A 21,593-nucleotide genomic window follows, 5' to 3' on the forward strand; every position below is an offset into this window, starting at 1 on the left:
TCTAAAATGTTGTAAAACTACTGTTTGTCAGAGATATGTTTGCTTACTGTCGAAGATAGATTTTTTAAACCATGGAGGACTGAAGCTAAATCTTTAGCAAACTTAGCATCTTCTTTAGGATTGCTAAATAAACCCTCTGTTAAACTCTCAATAGGTAGAGAGTCTAGAGTGCCATTTAACGCAGCCATCATTTGCGTTAACTGCTTTTCATCTTGAATCCCAGAAAATGTCTGAGCTAGAGGCAAGTCTTCATAAATAGAGGAAACTAAATTCTCTAAATTTGAAATTGCCACTTCCTGTTTGTCAGCTTCATTTGTGAATAATACAGGTGTGACATCTGCTTGTTTTGTGGATGTCTTCTTAGTAGTAGTTTTTTTCGTTTTTCTAACTTTTTTATTCATGTTGGAGTTCTCCTAACCCTAAATTAACGTTTCCCACCGGATCTTTTTTTTGTCGGTGTTTTTGATTTAGCAGCGGTAGTTTTTTTCTTTTTTGGTGTTGTTTCTTTGATCATGTCCTTGAGAGAGTCTTTCATAATGTTGCAGCGTTCTTTCAGAATTCTGTATTCAGGCTTGTTAGCGCAAATATCGATGGTGATGTCTAAGAAATCTCTAGATTCCTCAGTCTGATCTATCTTCATCAAGCTATCAGCTATGTAATAAGGAGGAATTGGGTTGTGAGGCTCTGCATCAAAAGCAAGGAAGAAGCCAAAGGCCGCTTCGTTGTACATTTTGAGCTGATGATAGCATGAGCTTAAGCCTAAGATATACTTGTAGCACTGAGGTTTTGAAGCTGTAAGGATCTGGAAAAGACCAATCGCCTCATTGTATTTCCCCTGGGAATAGAAGCTATAGGCTATAGTATAGATCTCCTCTAACAAAACGTCAGATAAACCTAAAATTTGCTGAAGAGTTAATCCCTCACTAAGCCCATGTAAGATGTCCATCAAAGCTTTCTTTGTTTCTTCTTCTGTGGGGACTGGGTATTTCTGTTCTAAATCATTAGCCTTAGCTTTTTTTTGTGCAGCAAGCTCAGCGAGTCGGCTACGTGTTTTTTTGTTAAACGAGGCTGATGGCTTTTTAGAATTATTGGAAGTAGGCTTGCTCATTAATATAATTCCTAAAATTAAAATTATTTAATTCATAAACCAATTTTAAAATTAATTAATTCGAAAAGACAAGTTATTAATTAGATACAATTTGTGATCTTTATAAATAATTAATTTATAAGTCGTTCTTATTTCGAGTTTTGCAAATTATAAAAATTAGGTTTCTTGACATTAGTTTTTGGGTATTTTACTTTTTGCTTTCGCAAGATCCTTGTTTAGAATTTGCTATGACTTCAAGAAATCCTATTCAGTTACTTGATACAATCACCATCAACCAGATAGCTGCAGGAGAGGTGATCGAAAACTCTATATCTGTTGTTAAAGAGTTGGTAGAGAATGCCTTAGATGCTGGGGCTGATGAAATAGAGATTGAAACTCTAGGAGGGGGACAGGGTTTAATTGTTGTAAAAGACAATGGCTGTGGGATGAGTGCCGAAGATGTTGCTCTCGCTCTTAAACGTCATGCTACTTCAAAGATAGATGAGTTTTCAGATGTCTTCTCTTTATCGAGTTTTGGATTTCGAGGGGAGGCTCTTCCTGCAATAGCTTCTATCTCTAAGATGGAGATCCTTTCTTGCCCGAGATCAGGAGGAGGTTCTAGGACAATCATTCACGGAGGAGAAGTCATCTTATCTGAAGCTAGACCTCGGCAGCTAGGGACTACGATTTCTATAGATTCGCTATTTTATAATGTTCCTATACGTCGGGGATTTCAAAAAAGCCCTCAGACAGATCGGATAGCTATGAGAAAGCTTTTAGAGAATAGAATTTTATCCATAGAGGGCGTGGATTGGTCTTGGATAAGTGAAAGACAACAGGAATTCCATATTCTCAAGCATCAGGGATTTGCCGAGCGAGTTGCTTTTGTGATGGGAGAAGGTTTCATGCAGGAAGCTTTACGCGTGGATAAGGGAGGTAATCTTGCGCGTGTTGTAGGTTTCCTAGGTTCTCCAGGCTTTCATAGACCCACACGGTTAGGTCAAAGGATGTTTATCAATGATCGTCCCGTGGACTCTGTGTTTATATCAAAAAAGATAAGTGAGGCTTACTCGATGCTTTTACCTCCACAAAGGTATCCTGTTTTCGTTTTAAAACTTTATTTGCCTCCGGAGTGGTGTGATTTCAATGTACATCCTCAAAAAACAGAAGTAAGAATTCTCAAGGAAGAATTTGTTGGAGAATTTCTTTCAGAGACAGTAGGAGAGGTGTTAGCACGCCCTCAAGGAGTTTCTGTTTTTGAAAAAACAACTTGTACTTTGCCTGCGTTGCGCTTCTTTGATGAACAACTTGATGAAAGCTCTTTAGAAGAGCCTTGTGATCCTATTTCTCTACCAGTAATGAAGATGACGGTACCTGCTCTTGGACCTCTCCCTTCCTTGGATAGGGAGCAAGATCCCTTACCTACAGATAGTCAGACACAAATTTCTTGGGGTGTTTCTCAAGAAGTGCGTTTTTTAACTTCTTTAGGGAAAATAGTTCTTGCAGAGGACTCAGAAGGCGTTCATGCTATTTTTACAGAAGCTGCTAGGAAACATTTGTTTTACTTATCTTTGGTAGATAACCATCAACATGATTATAAAAGTCAGTCTTTTTTGGTCCCTTTATGTTTAGAAGTCACACCTCAAGAGCGTATTTTTCTCTCATCTCATATCGAGGAATTTAAACAATTGGGGATAGAAATCTCTCAAATGGGTCCCTGTGTATTTTCTATTGAAAGTGCCCCGACATTTATAGGTGAAGAAGAATTAAAATCTTGGATACTTTCTTTAGCAGCAGAAAGTCATGCTAAAGTTGATAAAAGAGCAATGGCTCTTTTAGTCAAAGAAGTTTTAACGGAGACTATGTTTTGTAAAACACTGCGGACATTCGATATTTCTTGGTTATCTTTGCTCTGGCAACTAGGTAAGCCGGAAAAAGCATTTGACGGTACACAAATACGTCGATTAGTTTTAGATGAAGATTTTATTAAGGAGTAAATTATGTTCCAAGATCGTGTAGCTAGAGCGCAAGCAGCTCTTACAGATTATGGTATAGATGGATTTATCGTAGAAAGAAGTGAGGATCTTGCGTATTTTCTCGGAGATAAAGTAACCACAGGAACGCTTCTCATAGGTAAAGATGAGATAGTCTTCTTCGTCTATCGTATGGATAAAGATCTCTATGCAGATCTTCAAGGACCCTCTCTTATATTTTGTGATAGGAATATAGCGGAATTTCTTCTTCCCTATCTTAAGACAACAACCTATCAGACTTTAGGTTTTGATAGCCTTCACACTTCATATCATAGATATCAAGAAAGAGAAAATGCTTCATGTTCTTGGATTCCTACGACATTATTTACAGAAAAATTGCGCAGTATAAAGTCTACAGATGAAATAGAGAAAATGCGTCAAGCGGCCGCTTTGGGTTCCGAAGGATACGATCATGTTCTTTCCATATTACAAGAGGGTATAACAGAGCAAGAAGTCGTGCGGCTCCTTCGTGTGTTTTGGGCCAAAGCTGGAGCTGAAGGGCCTTCATTTTCTCCGATCGTGGCTTTCGGTCATCACTCTGCCTTTCCCCATGCAGTTCCTACAGATAGGGCCTTACGTAAGGGGGATATCGTGCTGATTGATATAGGTGTTCTATATCAAGGTTATTGTTCGGATATGACACGGACAGTAGCTTGGGGACGCCCCGATACACGTCTTGTTGAAAGTTATCCCGCGGTAGTAAAAGCCCAGCAGGCTGCTATGAAATTGTGCTGTGCCGGAGTCCCGTGTCTAGATGTTCACGAGGAGGCGGCACGCATATTAAGGAAATACGAGCTCGAAGAGTATTTTTGCCATGGCGTAGGCCACGGTGTGGGAAGGAATATTCATGAATATCCCCAGCTTTCTCCGAAATCTGGTACAGCTATCCTAGAAACCGGAATGACGGTTACCGTTGAACCAGGAGTCTATTTCCCAGGGATTGGAGGCATACGTATCGAAGATACATTGCTGATAGATGGTAATAAAAACTTTAGTTTAACCAATCGTCCTGTGTCTACGGAGTTAGTTTTCTTATAAAAGTATTCCCTCTTTGTTTAATTATTTTTTAATGTTAAACACTGTTACTTTTGTTTGTATAAATTGATTTTTTTTCTCTAATCGGTTATCTTATAACTTTATTTTTAGTTTGTTTCTAATATGCACCAGCTTTTTTCGATAGGATACAGCCTAACAAGTATCGCTGCTTTACTCTGGATGGTGTGTGGAGCCCCAAATCATTTAGAAAATCTTTATAGTATTTCTTTGAAATTCGATGGGTTAAAGGGGAAGCAAAAGACGTTCCCCATGACCAAGGACGTCTCTTCGGGGATTTGGTCTTTAGAATTCCCAGAGCTTAGGGAAAGATTGCCTGATCTTAGACAGGAACTCATTTTTTTAGGGAGCAATAAGCGTCCTGACGCTTTTGGAGGCAAGTTCTTTTTAGAACTTGCTACTTCTAAGGATTCCTGTGTAGCTAATGCTAATGAAAAAATATATTTACATGTTGTTCCTTCTCCTGAGGGAGGGCTATTTACCTTTAGTCCTGGAGGGAAACCTACAGACTTATGGATAGAGTGTCGTCCTCTAAGCATGGATAACCGTATAGAGGTTAAGGTCCGTTTAATGGGCGTGAATAGGGAGTTAGTTACCTCTCCAAAAGAGAGGGAGACTCTGTTTTTAACTGCTCCTGCTAAGGGATTAGAGTCTTGGGAAATTGGTGGTATTCGTGTAGATGCAAGTTTCCCTGTGAAGCAAAAAATTCGTCGTATAGGTAGTGATAAGTTTCTTTTGATGCACGGCGGATCGGATTATGCTGACAAAGCTGTTAAAGAGCGTGTGGACTTTGTTTCTCTGTCTGATGAGAACTATAGCCGCTATCTTGCTGTTGGGGATGTTTTGCTTTGGGACGGAAATTGCTGGCAGACATGTGGAGAGTTTCGAGGAGAGAGTTCTCAGGCGCCTCTATTAGAGGTGAAGAGAATAGATGAGAAGGTCATGGTAATAGAGCTGTGGAACGTGGGAGGGACATCCCATCAATCTATGAGCTTAGTGAAAACCATGAGTTCTCCTATAGAGATCGCAGAAATTGTTAAAGAGTTTGAGTTTGTTGGGATGCGTTCCTGGTCCCGTCCTATTATACAAGCTGGGGAGCAGAGGATGATTCTTTCTCCCGATGATTGGGTGGTATATACGGGAAAAACTTGGGAGAAGATTGCTCGTAAAGAACAGTTGGAAGACTACCTTTCAGGAAAGACTCAGGGACCGTTATTGGTTTTTGATAAATTAGAAAAAGACTCTAGAGAATTTGTTGTTCGTGCTCATGTGTTTAATGCACAAAGGACGTTAGTAGAGTCTGTGACATTGCCGTTGAAACAAGGTTTTGATTCGGGATCCTCATTCTCTAAAGAAGAGGCACATCCTGGACGACAACCACTTGTGGGTGGTGAGGGAACCAATCGTGGGGGATCATAAATGCGTTTTTTGCGTAATCCTTTAATTTATTTCTTTGGATTATCAGGGCTAGCATGTTGCGCGCCAAGCCTAGCTTTGACTATTTCGGAAAAAGCCGCATCCTTGGAAAAATCTAGAGATTTTATAGATAGTTCCCCAGGCCTTGCCTCATTTAATGCGGATATGAAGGAGTGCAATCTTCGGCTGAAAGGTCTTTACGACGAAGCTGCAGCTTTACGAGCATCAGAATGCGAAGACGAAGCACGATGGAAAGAGCTTTTAAATAAGTTAGCAGATGTTAAAAAGCAGATTAAGCATATAGAGAATCTTTGGTCAGCAGAGATTCGAGAAAGGGGAGAAAATCCCGAAGATTATGCCTTATGGCATCATCCTGAGACAACGATTTATAATTTAGTTTCTGATTATGGCGAAGATAATGTTGTTTACCTAGTGCCTCCGGATATTGGATCGATCAAAGTTTCAGCATTATCAAAATTTACTGTTCCTAAAGAGGGTTTTGAAGAGTGTCTTGCGCAATTGCTAATGCGTCTTGGTATTGGCGTACGTCAGGTAAGCCCATGGATCAAAGAGCTCTATACAACTCATAAAGAGGGTTGTGGAGTTGCTGGAATTTTTGCCTCCAGGAAGGATTTAGATTTACTCCCACCAACTTCCTATATTGGTTACGTGTTAAACTCTAAAAATATTGATGTACGTGCAGATCAGCATATTTTAAGAAAATTTGCGAATCTCGATACCACGCATATTGATCTTTTTGGAGGGAAGTTATGGGTATTTGGCGCTGTTGGGGAAATTAGCGAGCTTCTTAAAATTTACGATTTTATCCAAGAAGATAGCGTTCGTCAGGAATATCGTGTTGTTCCCTTAACAAAGATAGAAGCTTCTGAGATGATTTCTATTCTTAAAGCAGCTTTTCGAGAAGATATTACTAAAGAGGGAGACGAAGAAAACCTCGGTCTTAAAGTTGTTCCTCTACAACATCAAGGACGCTCTTTATTTTTAAGTGGTACGGCTACTTTAGTTCATCAAGCAATTGACTTGATTAAAGATCTTGAAGAGGGGATTGAGAATCCTACAGACAAAACTGTCTTTTGGTATAGTGTGAAGCACTCTGATCCTCAAGAACTCGCGGTATTACTATCTCAAGTACATGATGTTTTTGCTGGTAAAGAAGGCGGTTCACTTGCTTCTTCTGAAACTATGTTAAGAGAAGCTGCCTCTACAATACATATTGATACGTCTTCAGTAGGAACTGCAAAAGAAGGTTCTGTAAAATACGGAAACTTCATAGCAGATTCTAAGACGGGCACTTTGATCATGGTTGTGGAAAAAGAAGCGTTACCTAGAATTAAGATGTTATTGAAAAAACTTGATGTACCTAAAAAAATGGTGCGTATCGAAGTTTTACTCTTTGAAAGAAAGCTTTCTAATCAGCGTAAGGCGGGATTAAATCTTTTACGACTTGGAGAAGAAGTTTGTAAGAAAACGTCTACCGCAGTTTCCTGGACAAGTTCGGGGATTTTAGAGTTCCTATTTAAAGGAAGTACGGGGTCTTCGTTAATTCCTGGTTATGATCTTGCTTATCAATTTTTAATGGCCCAGGAAGATGTACGCATAAATGCGAGTCCTTCTGTTGTGACTATGAACCAAACTCCTGCAAGAATTGCCATTGTCGAAGAAATGTCGATAGCGGTCTCTGCAGATAAGGAAAAAGCTCAGTATAATCGTGCTCAATACGGAATCATGATCAAAATGCTTCCTGTAATTAATGTGGGCGAAGAAGACGGAAAAAGTTACATTACCTTAGAGACGGATATTACTTTCGATACTACGGGGAAAAATACTAATGAGCGTCCTGATGTCACTCGACGTAACATTACTAATAAAGTGCGTATTCCTGATGGAGAGACAGTAATTATTGGAGGTTTACGTTGTAAGCATGCCTCCGATGCTCAAGATGGCATTCCTTTCCTTGGGGAGATTCCTGGTGTAGGGAAGTTGTTTGGTATGAATTCTACATCTGATAGTCAAACAGAGATGTTTGTATTTATCACTCCGAAGATCCTCGATAATCCTATAGAGAAAAAAGAGCGTCATGAAGAGGCTATTCTCTCTTCACGTCCTGGAGAAAACACTGAGTTTCGTAAAGCATTATTCGCTGGAGAAGAAGCTGCAAAAGCAGCACATAAAAAATTAGAACTGATTTCCGCCATAGAACTACCTGCGTCTCAAGTAGAGGGGCTAGAGTACGATGGGCGGTAAAACTTTACTATCTCAAGAGCTCTTAAATGCTCTGCCCTATAGCTTTCTAAAGAAACACTGTCTGTTACCATTAGAAGAGCAGGGAAATAGTGTAACGATAGCTTACGCAAAGACTACCTCGCTTATGGCAAAAGATGAAGTGCAGCTGCTTATAAAGAAGCCCGTACTTTTTGTTCTTAAAGATGAGACAGATATTTTGCAGAGTTTACAAAAGATCTACTCTAACTTAGAGGGTAAGGCTTCTGACATGTTGTTAAGCATGAAAGAAGGAGATACCTCTCAAATAAGTGAAGAGGAAGATCTTTTAGAAAGTACCGATTCTGTTCCTGTTGTACGCTTTTTAAATTTGATTTTAAAAGAAGCTATAGAAGAACGTACCTCGGATATTCATTTTGAACCTTTAGAAGATTCTTTACGCATACGTTACCGTATAGACGGAGTTTTACACGATCGCCATTCTCCACCAGCACATCTACGTTCAGCATTAATCACTAGGATTAAAGTGCTGGCGAAGATGGATATAGCGGAACATCGCCTTCCTCAAGATGGAAGAATAAAAATCCAAATAGGTGGTCAGGAAATTGATATGCGTGTGAGCACTGTTCCTGTAATCTATGGTGAGCGTGTTGTTCTTAGGATTTTAGATAAGCGGAATGTGATTTTAGATATCTCTGGATTGCAGATGCCTAAAGATATTGAAAGTTCTTTTAAAGAGGTGATCGCAGTTCCTGAGGGGATACTTTTAGTAACAGGCCCTACGGGAAGTGGGAAAACAACAACACTCTATAGTGTTATCCAACATCTTTCAGGACCCTTTACCAATATTATGACAATAGAAGATCCTCCTGAATATAAGTTATCAGGCATAGCTCAAATTGCTGTGAAGCCAAAGATTGGCTTATCATTCGCTTGTGGTTTAAGGCATTTGTTGCGTCAGGATCCTGATATTTTGATGGTTGGAGAAATTCGCGATCAAGAAACAGCAGAAATTGCTATACAAGCAGCTCTAACAGGGCACCTTGTTGTCAGTACATTGCATACTAATGATGCAGTTTCTGCCATTCCCCGTCTTTTAGATATGGGAGTAGAGCCTTATTTATTATCAGCAACAATCATCGGTGTTGTCGCTCAAAGATTAGTAAGAAAAATCTGTCCTCATTGCAAGCAGCAATGTGCAGCAGATATTCAAGAACGGGTATTCTTAGAATCTATAGGCCAAGATCCTGATGTACCATTATATCGCGGGGAGGGATGTTCTCATTGTTTCCGTTCAGGATATAAAGGACGTCAGGGAATTTATGAATTCTTACATCCTGATACAGCTTTACGTTCTGAAATCGCCATGAATAAACCTTATCATGTATTGCGGGAACATGCCGAGCACAAGGGATTTCATCCATTACTACAACATGGAGTTGCTTTAGCGTTGTCGGGAGAGACAACACTAGCAGAAGTATTTCGTGTTACGAAACGGTATGACTAAGGGGGGATAAAGATATGCCACGATATCGCTATACCTACCTTAATGCAAAAGAACGACGTAAACAAGACTGGCTAGAAGCACTACATATTCAAGAAGCAAGAGAAAAGCTTGCCCAACAAGGAGTGCAGCTGCTCTCTATTCGGGAAGTGCCTCCACGTCGTGTGCGAATAAAAAATAGCGAATTGATTATCTTCTCAAAACAGATGCTTCTTCTTCTTCGTTCTGGATTACCTCTATATGAAAGCTTATCTTCCCTTCGAGATCAGTATCAAGGGCAGGGAATGTCAGGATTATTAACGGCATTCATGGAAAATTTGCGTTCAGGAGGGTCATTGTCGCAGGCAATGGCAGCCTATCCTGATATTTTTGATAATTTTTATCGCAGTGCTGTCCTCGCAGGAGAAAGTATAGGCAATTTAGAAGGGTGTCTGCAAAACATTATCGTTGTTTTAGAAGAACGTGAGCAAATGTCTAAAAAGCTTACAGCGGCTCTTAGCTATCCCATAGTTTTGCTTGTATTTTCTGTAGCTGTAATTCTCTTTTTCCTTACGGGAGTAATCCCCTCTTTGAAAGAGACATTTGAAAATATGGAGCCGAATACACTTACCTCTATAGTATTTGGCCTTAGCGATTTTGTTTGTAAATATAAATATCTTCTTCTTGGAACGTTGGGAGCAGGAATAGCGGGTATAGTCGCTACACGGCGTAAACCTTTTTGGAAAAAATGGTTTGAGAAAACCCTATTTTCAATTCCTGGAGTGAAGAAATTTTTCATCAAATTAGGGTTTAGTAGGTTTTGTTCAGTAGTTTCAGCGATTCTTCGTGGTGGTGGAACACTGATAGAGGGATTAGAGTTAGGTTGTGGAGCGGTTCCCTACGATATGTTGCGTGAGGATATGAAACACATGATTCACGCGGTCATTGAAGGAAGCTCATTAAGTAAAGAATTAGCAAAACGGCCTTGGGTGCCGAAATTAGCGTTGGGGATGGTCTCTTTAGGAGAGGAATCCGGAGAGCTTGCTGATGTATTAGGGCACGTCGCTCATATTTATAACGAAGATACCCAAAAAACACTAACCTGGATAACCTCATGGTGCCAACCAATTATCCTTGTGTTTCTTGGAGGAATTATAGGGATTATTATGTTGGCAATACTTATCCCGCTAACAAGCAATATTCAAATTTTATAGAACAAACAGGGCAAAAGTTATGAAAAAACAAAAACGTAAACAGTCCATCACATTAATCGAGATGATGGTTGTTATCACATTGATCGGTATTGTTGGAGGAGCTTTGGCTTTTAATATGCGCGGTAGCATTCAAAAAGGGAAAGTTTTCCAATCAGAGCAAAATTGTGCCAAAGTCTATGACATCTTAATGATGGAATACGCAACTGGAGGAGCCTCTTTACGGGAGATCGTAGATCAGAAAGAATCTGTCCTTGAAGGAGCTGCATGGTGCAAAGATGGAAAGAAATTATTGAAAGATGCTTGGGGAGAAGACATCGTTGTAAAGCTCAATGATAAGGGCGATGATTTGATAGTCTTTTCACAGAAAGCTGCCGGAACAAATGGCAAGCGCGGGTAGAGATTCCTATGGCGCTTCATAAAAAAAGATTTAAGCGGAGCTTTCTGCTTATAGAGGTGTTACTGTCATTATCACTAGTATGTTTAGTGCTTATGCCTTGCATCCGTTTTTACTGTGGCGTTCGTAGATCTATTGAAGACGATATTGTCAATTTACAACTGCCCGCTGTGATTGATAATTGTTTTTTTGTTGTTGAAGATAGCATGCGAGAGCAAATGCTCAATGGAAATTTCCCCACATCGGGTTCTGGAGAGCTCTCCTGTGTTGTTTATACGAGTCAGGGAAATGGGATTCGTGTTCCCTATGCATATTCTGTAGATATTCGTAAAGGAATGCGTGTAGAGGCTAACATTGTAAAAGCTTGTTTTGCAGATGTTGTCATCGAGATTTTCCCTAATCAAAAATATACAACGTCCGTGCAAAGAAGCGTATGCGTAGTAACATAACATCCTCAAAAAAAAGGAAACGATCCTTCCTACTTATGGAAGTTCTAGTATCCATAACCCTATTTGCCCTGCTTTTTAGCATTTTGGGGTTTTGGCAAAGGCAGATGTTTTGCTCTAGCAGACGTGACGAGCGTGCCTATAAAACCTTTTTACAGGAAAGCTATGCCTATAAGAAATTGCGAACAATATTTTGTGCGACATCGCATATGGAAGAGATTCCTGGAGCACTATGTTCGGTAATTTTCGATCGCGGGGTATATCGAGATCCTGAGCTTGCTGGGGAAGTCGCCGGCTCTCTATACTATCATCAAAGTCAAGGTAGACTAGAATTACAAATACGCAGTTTGCGAAATCATACTAAGATAGAAACCGTATTACTTTTAGATAACGTCTCGAAAGTGGATATTGTTCCTCAGAGGAACACTAGAGATCAAGAGCTTCCTGATAGGGTGCTGATGGTAATCCATCGGAGTTTTCCGCAAGGTAATGAGCGGACGCTGTCATATCAATTCGCATTGAGGAAATAGCCATGCAGTCCTACATTTTTACTTTACTGTGTTTGGCCTCTTTAGTTTCTATGGTGTCTTTTGATGCTGTAAATGCAAGAAAGCGTTGCGTATGCTCACGGATTATTGAAAATAATGAGAATCTCTTTACCGCACAGCGTTCGGCATGTGCCGAGGTGGAGTATCAGGAAAGATCTAAGAAGATTTCCGCAATAGAGAAGATCTCTAAAGATGAAGAGATCTCTTCTCCAAAAAAGACAGCGAAGGTAGCTACCAAGAAAAAACGTAAATACCGTCTTCTAAAGGTGCCGTTTTCACGACCGCCGAATAACTCACGGTTTAATCTTCACGCTCTTATGCAAGAATCTCCAGAATATTATGCAGATTCAGCATCTTGGCATGCGATATTTATACGCTTGTTAAAACGTGTTTATGTAGATACCGGCTGCGTACCTCCCGGATCTGAATATGCGATTACTGAAGCCTTGTTAAGTAAAAAAGCAGAAATCCTAGAGGGAGGAAAAAAGTTCGGGCCCGATGTTATTGAGACTCTAACCCTTCCTTCTCAAGAAGCAGACATTCTCTACACAATGTTACGAGGTTCTAAGACCACCCAATCTCTTCTGAACTTTCTTCACTACGAGGAAAAGGCTCAAGGTTTAATAAAGTTAAACTTAGTATTCGCCGATCCTTTACTTTTAGAAGCTGTTGTAGATCATCCTGTTGCTTATCAAGAGCTAGAAGCACTTCGTGGGGGAATCTGGGAAAGTGTGAAACGTCAAGAACAGTCTATTCAAGAGCATGGAGAAGCTGCGGCCTTAGAATTATTTAAAACACGAACAGATTTTCGTATGGAATTGAGAGACAAGACCCAGGTTCTTCTCTCCCAGTATGACTTGCTCGCACTGCTGAATAAAAAAGTCTTCGACTTCACATTAGGAAGTGCTGGAGATTATATTTATCTTATTGATCCAGAAACAGGAGCTGTTTCTCGATGTCGCTGTTCTCCAAAGAGTAATAAATTATAATTAAAAATTTCTTATTTATCTTTAAATAATTTTTTTGATAATTATGTATTATAAGTATTTTTAAATAAAAAAAGATTTTTTAAAGGTAAGGCCATGGCAGATGAGACACCAAAAGAAAACTCTTCTTCAAAAGAGTCGTCCTCTCAGTTTGAGTCTTTGAAGCGTAAGGTGAAGGATTTGCATGCCAATCCTAAAGTAGGAAAAATGAAGAGGTTCTTTTCCCATCACGCTCGCGAAGCCATCAGTGGAGCACTAGTCCTAGCTGGTATTATTACTGATTTTGTATCTTGGGTTGGGGGCCTATTCGTCGCCTGTGGTGTGGTATTAGGTTTCTACCCTGAGATCCGCACTGTTTTGAAAAATCTTCAAAGCTACTATGCGAAGAATGGTCCTGCAAAGAATGCACTCCTTTGCGGCTTATTGTTATTCTTTCTCTTGAATATTTTCCCTTTTACACTATCGTTTTTAGTCTTATGTTTGATTCTTATTTTGCTTGGAGATAACAAAGACAATAAGAACAACGACTCTTCTCAAAAACCTCTATAATTTAGAGGCCTTTAGCGAAAAAAGCTGCTTAATTTGGGTGGCTTTTTCCCGCTGTATTTCTATTTCTTTCTACAGTTAATGCTACAGAGTTTTTTGTTTTATAGAACTTTAGGACTCGATCCTAAAAGCATGATAGGAGCTTCCTTAAACCATGCTAAAGTGAAGTAGTCGATTTGCTTGACTATGAACCACCAAGCAAGAGTTAGGAATAATAGACCCATGAAGGCTTTCAAAGCAGAAAGAAGATAAATAACCTGCACTTGTGGAGCCATCCTGTTGATAATTCCTAAGAATAGATCAGACATGAGCATCGCTACCGCTGCTGGAGCACTTAGCTGGATAGTCATAATGAGACATAGCTGACACATTTTGATTAGAGCAATCCATATTGGAGCATCTAAGGACATCATCTCTATAGGAAGGAACTTATGAATGGGAATTACTTCTAGAGATTGTAATAAGAGAGTTAAAACAATCCTGTGTCCACCAGAAAGCCAAAAAACTATAGTTACGAAGTAATGATAAAAAATTCCATGAGGGGAAGTTTGCTCAATAGAGATTAATGATGTTGCTCCTTCTAAACCTTGAATACCTTGTTGGTTGGTAATAAACGATCCTGCAGATTGGGCTGCATAGAAAGGAAAAGAAAGGATGAAACCAATTAATGTACCTACGCAAAGTTCTTTGATGATGAGGATATAGAACACATCATCATCTAGATAATTTGCCACATGGGTGCTCATCAGCACCTTAGGGAAAATAACAGCCACCCAAGAAAGTGCAATGCCTATTTTGATAGGTGCTGGAAATAGCTTACCTCCAAGGAAAGGAACAATAGCAAATATAGGAAGTAATCGAGATAAAAGAAGCAGAAATACACTCCATACATAGGCAGGAGGCTTTTGCAAGATATAATCAAGATATGAAGAACCAAAAACAGAAACAAGCTCTGGTAAAGAGATTGCCATAGCTGTTTATTTCCATTTATAAAAGTTTTGGAAGATCTGAGAGGCAAAACGGAAAATCATATTGCTTAGCCATCCTCCGGAAATCATCAAGGTACCAAAAATAACAACGAGTTTAATAGCAAAAGCGAATGTTTGCTCTTGGATTTGCGTTGCGGCCTGGAAAATTGCGACCATGATACCAACAATAGAGGCAAGGATAATAGGAGGCGCAGAGATAATCAAAATCAGTAACAATGACTGATATGAATACTCAAAGAGCATAGATTTAAAGCTTGCGGCAAGTGCTATCACGGCATATCCCTATTTAAAGCTAATCATGAGACCTTGAAGTAATAATGTCCAACCATCCACCATCACAACAAGAAGTAATTTTAACGGTAGTGAAATAGATAATGGGGAAAGCATCATCATTTGCATAGCTACCAAAACGTTTGCTGTGACTAGGTCAATCACAAAAAACGGTAGGTAAATTAGAACGCCAATTTCAAAAGCGTTTTTAATCTGCCCCATAATAAAAGCAGGAATAATAATCACGAAATCCGAGGCCGTCATATGCTCGCGGATCTCTTGAGGAAATGTTTTCTGAGAGATTTTATAGAAACTTTGGATTTGAGCTTTCGGTGTATTGCGTATTAAAAAGGATCGCAAAGGTTCTTTAGATTTATTTAATGCTACGAAAACAGTTTCAGCTCCTTCTGCAGAGAATAAATCTCTAGGAATGGCATTTCCTTGTATCTCTTTCCTAGCATCGTTGTACATAGCAACTCCTGTAGGAAACATCACATAAATAGAAAGAATCAATGCTATGCCGTTGAGAACCTGGCTGGGAGGTGTTTGCTGAACACCCAAAGCGTTCCTTAACAGAACAAGAGTAATGATAATTTTTAAGTATGACGTTAGCAACATCACAAGGAAAGGTGATAAAGCTAAGAAGATTAAAATAATTGCTTGTGTTGTCAGATCCGGATACGTATCTGAAAAACTCCCCTCAGAAAGATGTTCTTGAGGAAGCACGTCATTAGCAGTCACTCTTTCTCGGAAAGTTGGCTGAGGATAAGTTTTCTTCACCTCAGGTTGTTGAGCAGCTACCGAAAGTTCTGTAGATTTAGAGGGATTACAGCGTGAAGGACAGGAAGAATCGTAAGTATCTGCAAAACACCACGGTGCGCTCAAGATAAACATACAAAGGAAAGTACGAAAAATGAAACGCATGATGTCAAATACCTTTATTCTTGCTTGCCCTGAGCTTCATCTGCAGGTGCTTGTTGCTTAGGTTGAGGTTCATCTACAGGATTTTGTTGTTTTAGTATAGTAGAGAACGCTTTTTCTAAAGCAGCTAATTGTACATCCAATTGAGCATTTACAATACCAGCTTCTGTCTCTATAACACAACCCCCTTGGGTAACATCAGCTTTAGGAGCAATGATTAGGGAGTCAGCATACTCGACGATTTTTTTCAATTCAGGACGGTTTTGTTCAACAATTGGAAGATCTTTTGGATTTACGTGAATGATAATTTTTTTATGTTGGGTGAGCTCTTTTAACGCTTTAGCAATGATAGAAACTATTGCTTCAGGATGAATCTCTAATTCTTTACCGAGAATCTTTTTCACACTAGCAATTGCTAAGGGAACAAGCGCTTCCTTAACTTTATTACGGAGATCATGGGCTTCTTTTTCTAAATAAGCAAGTTGAGAACTCCATTGCTCACTACCTTCTTTGAACCCCTGATCTTTAGCTTCTTTACGAAGTACTTCGCATTCTTGTTTCGTTTCGTTAGTGTAAGATTCACTATCTTCTTTTGTTCTGTCTAGGAGTTCTTTAGCATCAAGCAGAGCTGAAAAAGCCTCAGGAGAAAGGATTTTTTTATTCGGTGCGACTTCATCATGTTTAAAAATTAAACTAAAAAACTTCATCTATTTGACAGCGTAGAAAACCCTGAGATTTTTTAAAGTTTAGGGAGGAAACGCTGCTCCTTCTTTTTGTTGTTTTAATTCCTTATTATTAACACTCGACTCATACGCAAGGAGAAAAGAGAAAGTCTCTTTAAATATGTTTTATTTCATGCTCTGAGTTGTAAAGGTCTTATTGTACTAAGATCTTAATGCATAATTCTAACTGGCTCTTAAAATAATCGCTGTGAGGATGTTCATAAGATTTTCGTAGAGCTTGTTCAAAAATATATCCCCGGCCGATGTCTAACCTACGTAAAAAATACCAAAGGAAAGAGGCATCTTCTTTTGCCAATGCTATAGCAAGAAATTGTAAGCCTTGTTTATGGATGAAATTGCGAAAATCATTATCACTATCCCAAGAAACTAAAAATTCAGTTGTTTCTAGATACTTCATAGGATGCGATTGGCAATAAGATAGAAACAGTTGTTCTGTGGGAGAAAGGATTTTATGCACACGATCGATGATCACTTTATCAACAGTATTTCTAAGTTCTTTTGCTATAGCGAATAACCCTAAGCAATTAATCAATGTCATCTTCGTCGTTCCTGAATAATATAGCATAGCATTGAACGGCGAAGGAGGAAGAAATATCTCTTCGGTAATTCCTGGAGGACGGATCTTTTTGCTCAACATATCTAATAGATAAAAAGCTCCAAAATTAGAGCAACGCTGTTTCGCAATGGAAGTCCCTGGAAGTAGTGGTATTAATTCTTGAATCAAAGAATCTGGAAGCCAAGAGAGTAACTGGCTTCGTATTATTTCTGGGAAGTCTTTAATAGCTACGCTAATCCATGAAGGATGAATTGTCGCTAACCAGCACATAGTAAAAGATAAAGAACTTAAAGGAATATCCTCATGATGTGTAGGCGTGACTAAGAGACTTTCTGGCAAAAAATTTGCAAGATCATCCTCTTTGGAATACTTCATTAAGATGTTCAAAGTTCCAAAAGTATTGGTGGTCACTAGACATCCTCATTTTCTTCGTTTCCTTCTGATGCCTCTGGTGCATTGTCTTTAGGACCTTCCGCTTCCTCTTGATTAGGTTGCGTTGCTTGTCCCTCTTTTTTCTCTCCAGTACCTTCTTCAGGTTTCTTAGCTTCTAGGGCAACTTTAGAATATGGAGAAGGATCGAAGAAACCTTTTGCTCCACCTAAGGAAAGAATCAATGTATGTGTTTTCCAAATTACCCAAAGTAATCCACAGGAGATAACGAATAAGGTAAGTATTAAGAAGTAAAAGATAAGACGGAATTTACCTAATGAAGATTTCGCTAAAATGATTCCCCATACGGAGACATAGTCAATCTCGTCAGATAATCCCCAAGGACCATTAATAGTAATATCACTATAGGAAGCACGGTCACTAATAACAGAGACATTCTCCGTGGAAAGACCTGGAACAGCACTAGCAACCAACCGCTTAATTTTAGAAACCATAATGCTATTCGGGTTATCTAAAACTCCACGATGTTTGATATAAACGGAGGCTGTTAAAGGAAGATTATCTTCAGCTTCTGTTGTGAAAGAAATCTGTACGCTAGCATCTACAATTCCATCCATCTTTCTAATAGTAGAGGCCATCTGCTCGGAAAGACCTTCTTGATAACGGATCTTTTCTTGCATTTCTGATGGCACAAGACCTTGCTTGGCGAATAGATCTAAGAGACTCGTCCCTTTCATACGAGGAAGACCAGCCTGATTTAAAATGGCTAGAGCTTCGGTAATTTGCGCAGCGGGAACAGCGATATCCCACAATTGTTCGGTAGAGGCTCCTCCTGTAGAAGCTGCAGCTTGTGGTTGCTTTTGTGCAGCGACGCCCTTACTAACAAGAAGAACGACAATCTCATTAGCTTCTCTTCCTGGAAGCCCGTGAACGATTAGCGATCTGCTGTTACAGCTTGTACAGCAAAATAAGGTCATTACAAAGAATAAGCACCAAGAAATAGAACTACGAAACATAACCCACGCATACCTTTTTACTCACCATAACAAAAGGGGGGATTAGTGCCAATCGTGAACATTAAGCAATAAATATGTTTTTGATTTCTATCAACATGAGAAGGTGAAAACTCTTTTATACAACGTTATAGTTATACAAGTTTAGATCTAAAAAAGACATTTATAAACAAAGCAGCTTTTAAAAAAGCGTACATGAAAATGTAGACTAGTTCTGAATTTTTGCTATTTCGGATTGTTTGTTTTCTAGGTCCTGCAAAACGATGTCAGCATTAAAACTAGAGCGAACGAAAGGACCTGCATAAACAAAGAGCCCTAAAGACTCTCCTATTGTACGATAGTACTCGAAAGTCTCTGGAGTAACATAACTTTTCACCGGTATATGTAATCTAGAAGGACGTAGGTATTGCCCTATAGTGACAATTTTTACTCCGTGATTTGCAAGATCTTTTAATGTTTGTTTTACCTCACTCTCTTGTTCTCCAAGTCCAACCATGATTCCTGATTTGATTTTAAGATCGGGAAGATATAGAGCCGCTTGCTCTAACATGAATAAAGATCTACGATATGTTGCTTTATGCCGTACTACGGGTGTTAGACGTTCAACAGTTTCCACATTATGGTTATAAATGGTTAATCCTGAATCTAACAGTATGTGCAATGCATCAACATTTCCTTGAAAGTCCGAAGCGAGCATTTCTACAGTAGATTCTGGGAGCTCCTGATGAAGCGTATCGATAATACGAACTAGCCAACTCGCACCGCCATCTTCTAGATCATCGCGAGCTACCATAGTTAAAACAATATGCTTAAGTTGGAGAACCTTTGCGGATTCTGCAATTTTTTGAGGTTCTTCAGGATCGGGAGGTATAGGTTTTTTCGTGAAATCAATATTACAGAAACCACACCGCCGAGTGCATGCATCTCCTAAGGCTAAATAGGTTGCTGTCTTTCTTGACCAGCAACGCGTGCGGTTAGGACACAAAGCCTCTTCGCATACTGTAGCCATTCCTGTACGTTTTATAGTTGCATCCGTGTGGGCAAAGACTGAACCTCTAGGTAAAACTTGCCTTAACCATTTAGGAAGACGCTCTGCAAAACGTTTACCTTGTTGTGGCTTTTGTGTCTCATTAGGAGTTTCATTCATAGTCTTGGAGGAGGTAGGTGTAAAGGATGATTTGTTGCTAACAGTGCACTTTCTGCCCAAACTTCTGCAAGTGTTGGATGGGCATGTATAGTTTCATAGATGCAAGGTAAGGTTAGTTCATTACGTACCGCCAACGTCATTTCTGCAATTAGTGATGCTGCGTGAGGACCCACAACATAAGCTCCGAGAATTTGTTGTGTAGTTTCGTGGCTAATAATAGCTGCGAAGCCATCAGCTTCTGCCATAGCTACAGCTTTTCCAATAGCTTTAAAAGGAAACTTGGTGAGTTTCGCAGGAATACCTTGTTGTTGAGCAGCCTCTAAAGAAAGTCCTACCATAGCAACTTCTGGGAAGGTAAAGATTACCGCAGGTACTGCTGAATAATCCATGACTTCATTATGTCCTGCAGCATTTCTACCTGCAACAATGCCTTGATGAGAGGCAACGTGAGCAAGTAACCATTTTCCTGTGATATCTCCAATGGCAAAGATATTCGTAACATTGGTTCTCATAGTCTCATCTACAGGAATAATACCGCGCTCATCGCGAATTACCCCAGCATTATCTAAACCAATATCTTTAGTATTAAATTGACGTCCGATTGCAACAAGAACATAATCGTATTCTTCGGTCTGATCATTTACGGTGATTTTCACTCGATCACCAAGATCTTCCAAATGTCCGATAGATGCTTTAGTAATTACGCGGATTCCTTGGCGAGAAAACTTATCCAACATGGTTTTGGAAATATCAGCGTTATTTACGGAAAGAATCTGGTCAGCAACTTCTATTATAGTGATTTCTACTCCTAAAGTATTGAACAGAGAAGCAAATTCACAACCGATAACACCGCCACCGATAATGGCAAGCTTTTTAGGAAGTTCTGCAAGATTTAAAATACCTGTTGAGCATAAAACGCGTGCTGAAAAAGGAACTCCTGGGAAAGGACGAGATTCTGATCCAGTGGCTATGATAATATGTTTAGCTTTGATAACTGTAGTATCTTGACCTTTAACTCTTACCTCTGTGGATGAGATTAAAGATCCTCGACCATTTAAAACAGTAATTTTATTACTGCGTATAAGCCCTTCTAATCCCTGACGTATACCGTTGATGACAGTGTTTTTTCTTTGGACCATTGCGGGATAGTCTATAGAATAACCATCAACATTTATTCCGAATTGCTTGGCATGTTTAATTTGGGAAACTATACCCGCGCCCACTAATAGAGCTTTAGAGGGAATACAACCACGATTTAAACATGTGCCGCCGGCTTGTTGTTCTTCGATAAGTGCAGTCTTCAATCCCTGTTGTGCTGCAGTAATCGCCGCAACATAACCACCGGGTCCAGCACCAATAACAACACAGTCAAAATCTGTACTCATATTCTATTTCCTAATTCTCATAAGTGTCGAAATTTAAAAGTCCCTAAGAAGATCATCTTTAAGACGCTAGGTCATAATATTATTTTATGAGGAGCTTTTTGCTTATTCTAGATCTAAAGATTAATTTTCAGCATTGATTTTTTCCCAATAGAAATTATAATTTAAGTTATGTACTGTAATTAGTCGTAGTATGTACATATCGACATATAAGAAACTTTCTGTTTCTTTGTATTAAATCCTAAATTGGGGAAGGTAGGTTGCTATGCCGTTTGCTAAAGAAGCAGAGATGCAGCGTACGTGTTGGAAGTGTGAAGGTAGCGTATCCATGCACATGCCCCAATGTCCTTACTGCAGTGCGTTCCTTCAAGATCCTCCAGTAGCTTCGGGAGGGTTCTCTTCGTGTCATATTTCTTTTCCAGAGGGATCTACAAAAGGAGAATCTGAAGATCTTTTTGCTGTTTCTTCAGAAGATTGGGAAGCTGTTTTAAGTGACCAGAATACTTTCCAAAAACCTACAGAACAATCTGAAGCTGATTGGAACTGGTTACAACATTGGCCACTTGTCGCCTTATTTTTGGGTGCAGGATTCTTGGCTTTTGCTTTGATTATCCTTTTATTTGCTACAGATGCTGGATTGACTTTGACATGGCCTAAAAACCGCGCCTATCTTTATGGAATTGTTGGTGCTGTATTTGCTTATCGTGGTTATTTAAAGCTTTCGCAATAAGATAT

General features: G+C 39.4%; 22 protein-coding genes. 12 read left to right on the forward strand and 10 right to left on the reverse strand.

All coding sequences use genetic code 11. The annotated features are described in order from the left end of the window. Window positions 1-17 precede the first annotated feature (17 nt). Entirely contained in the window at window positions 18-401 is a 384-nt protein-coding gene (locus O1W69_RS01845; RefSeq protein ID WP_375793823.1) for a hypothetical protein, read from the reverse strand. Window positions 402-424: 23 nt separating this feature from the next. Then, entirely contained in the window at window positions 425-1,108 is a 684-nt protein-coding gene (locus tag O1W69_RS01850) for a SycD/LcrH family type III secretion system chaperone (RefSeq protein ID WP_375793824.1), read from the reverse strand. A 227-nt stretch (window positions 1,109-1,335) separates the two neighbouring features. Here O1W69_RS01850 and mutL point away from each other — a divergent pair, with 227 nt between their 5' ends. The 11 genes from mutL (at window position 1,336) to O1W69_RS01905 (ending at window position 13,450) form a co-directional block, all read left to right on the forward strand. Then, entirely contained in the window at window positions 1,336-3,084 is a 1,749-nt protein-coding gene (mutL, locus tag O1W69_RS01855; protein ID WP_375793986.1) for a DNA mismatch repair endonuclease MutL, read from the forward strand. A gap of 3 nt (window positions 3,085-3,087) precedes the next feature. Then, window positions 3,088-4,158, forward strand: coding sequence for a M24 family metallopeptidase (locus O1W69_RS01860; RefSeq protein ID WP_375793825.1), 1,071 nt, complete (start codon window positions 3,088-3,090; stop codon window positions 4,156-4,158). Window positions 4,159-4,278: 120 nt separating this feature from the next. Beyond that, window positions 4,279-5,592 carry a hypothetical protein gene (locus tag O1W69_RS01865; protein WP_375793826.1) on the forward strand — a complete coding sequence of 438 codons (1,314 nt, stop codon included), beginning with the start codon at window positions 4,279-4,281 and terminating at the stop codon, window positions 5,590-5,592. Continuing rightward, window positions 5,593-7,854 (forward strand): secretin N-terminal domain-containing protein, encoded by a 2,262-nt coding sequence (locus O1W69_RS01870; protein ID WP_375793827.1) that lies wholly within the window; start codon window positions 5,593-5,595, stop codon window positions 7,852-7,854. Beyond that, the gene (locus O1W69_RS01875) at window positions 7,844-9,337 is read left to right on the forward strand and encodes a GspE/PulE family protein (protein WP_375793828.1); all 1,494 of its coding nucleotides are present in this window, start codon (window positions 7,844-7,846) and stop codon (window positions 9,335-9,337) included. The genes O1W69_RS01870 and O1W69_RS01875 overlap by 11 nt, the downstream gene beginning before the upstream one ends. 14 nt (window positions 9,338-9,351) lie before the next feature. Continuing rightward, on the forward strand, window positions 9,352-10,527 hold the full coding sequence (locus tag O1W69_RS01880; RefSeq protein ID WP_375793829.1) for a type II secretion system F family protein: 1,176 nt from the start codon (window positions 9,352-9,354) through the stop codon (window positions 10,525-10,527). Window positions 10,528-10,546: 19 nt separating this feature from the next. Then, a complete protein-coding gene (locus O1W69_RS01885) occupies window positions 10,547-10,924 on the forward strand; it encodes a type II secretion system protein (RefSeq protein ID WP_375793830.1) in 378 nt (125 codons plus the stop codon). A gap of 8 nt (window positions 10,925-10,932) precedes the next feature. Continuing rightward, on the forward strand, window positions 10,933-11,370 hold the full coding sequence (locus O1W69_RS01890) for a type II secretion system protein (protein ID WP_375793831.1): 438 nt from the start codon (window positions 10,933-10,935) through the stop codon (window positions 11,368-11,370). Between the two features lie 35 nt (window positions 11,371-11,405). Further along, window positions 11,406-11,897 carry a DUF1494 domain-containing protein gene (locus O1W69_RS01895; RefSeq protein WP_375793987.1) on the forward strand — a complete coding sequence of 164 codons (492 nt, stop codon included), beginning with the start codon at window positions 11,406-11,408 and terminating at the stop codon, window positions 11,895-11,897. Window positions 11,898-11,899: 2 nt separating this feature from the next. Next, a complete protein-coding gene (locus O1W69_RS01900; RefSeq protein ID WP_375793832.1) occupies window positions 11,900-12,904 on the forward strand; it encodes a hypothetical protein in 1,005 nt (334 codons plus the stop codon). A 93-nt stretch (window positions 12,905-12,997) separates the two neighbouring features. Beyond that, complete coding sequence (locus O1W69_RS01905) at window positions 12,998-13,450, forward strand: hypothetical protein (RefSeq protein WP_375793833.1); 453 nt, start codon at window positions 12,998-13,000, stop codon at window positions 13,448-13,450. Between the two features lie 98 nt (window positions 13,451-13,548). Here the strand turns inward: O1W69_RS01905 and O1W69_RS01910 are convergent, their stop codons facing one another. The 8 genes from O1W69_RS01910 to lpdA all read right to left on the reverse strand — a co-directional run bounded on the left by O1W69_RS01910 (window position 13,549) and on the right by lpdA (window position 20,861). Further along, window positions 13,549-14,418 (reverse strand): EscT/YscT/HrcT family type III secretion system export apparatus protein, encoded by an 870-nt coding sequence (locus O1W69_RS01910; protein WP_375793834.1) that lies wholly within the window; start codon window positions 14,416-14,418, stop codon window positions 13,549-13,551. Between the two features lie 6 nt (window positions 14,419-14,424). Beyond that, on the reverse strand, window positions 14,425-14,709 hold the full coding sequence (gene sctS / locus O1W69_RS01915) for a type III secretion system export apparatus subunit SctS (protein ID WP_006343598.1): 285 nt from the start codon (window positions 14,707-14,709) through the stop codon (window positions 14,425-14,427). A gap of 9 nt (window positions 14,710-14,718) precedes the next feature. Then, the gene (gene sctR / locus O1W69_RS01920) at window positions 14,719-15,630 is read right to left on the reverse strand and encodes a type III secretion system export apparatus subunit SctR (RefSeq protein ID WP_375793835.1); all 912 of its coding nucleotides are present in this window, start codon (window positions 15,628-15,630) and stop codon (window positions 14,719-14,721) included. 14 nt (window positions 15,631-15,644) lie between these two features. Beyond that, window positions 15,645-16,334, reverse strand: coding sequence for an HrpE/YscL family type III secretion apparatus protein (locus O1W69_RS01925; RefSeq protein WP_375793836.1), 690 nt, complete (start codon window positions 16,332-16,334; stop codon window positions 15,645-15,647). A 169-nt stretch (window positions 16,335-16,503) separates the two neighbouring features. Further along, window positions 16,504-17,337 carry a hypothetical protein gene (locus O1W69_RS01930; RefSeq protein WP_375793837.1) on the reverse strand — a complete coding sequence of 278 codons (834 nt, stop codon included), beginning with the start codon at window positions 17,335-17,337 and terminating at the stop codon, window positions 16,504-16,506. Continuing rightward, window positions 17,337-18,332 carry a type III secretion system inner membrane ring lipoprotein SctJ gene (gene sctJ / locus O1W69_RS01935; protein ID WP_375793838.1) on the reverse strand — a complete coding sequence of 332 codons (996 nt, stop codon included), beginning with the start codon at window positions 18,330-18,332 and terminating at the stop codon, window positions 17,337-17,339. Before sctJ ends, O1W69_RS01930 begins: the two co-directional genes overlap by 1 nt. A gap of 205 nt (window positions 18,333-18,537) precedes the next feature. After that, on the reverse strand, window positions 18,538-19,476 hold the full coding sequence (gene lipA, locus O1W69_RS01940; RefSeq protein WP_375793839.1) for a lipoyl synthase: 939 nt from the start codon (window positions 19,474-19,476) through the stop codon (window positions 18,538-18,540). Then, the gene (gene lpdA, locus O1W69_RS01945; RefSeq protein WP_375793840.1) at window positions 19,473-20,861 is read right to left on the reverse strand and encodes a dihydrolipoyl dehydrogenase; all 1,389 of its coding nucleotides are present in this window, start codon (window positions 20,859-20,861) and stop codon (window positions 19,473-19,475) included. Before lpdA ends, lipA begins: the two co-directional genes overlap by 4 nt. A 262-nt stretch (window positions 20,862-21,123) precedes the next feature. Here lpdA and O1W69_RS01950 point away from each other — a divergent pair, with 262 nt between their 5' ends. Then, on the forward strand, window positions 21,124-21,588 hold the full coding sequence (locus O1W69_RS01950) for a phage holin family protein (protein WP_375793841.1): 465 nt from the start codon (window positions 21,124-21,126) through the stop codon (window positions 21,586-21,588). Window positions 21,589-21,593 lie beyond the last annotated feature (5 nt).

The organism is Chlamydia sp. 12-01 (genome assembly GCF_042234205.1).
Classification (GTDB): Bacteria; Chlamydiota; Chlamydiia; order Chlamydiales; family Chlamydiaceae; genus Chlamydia.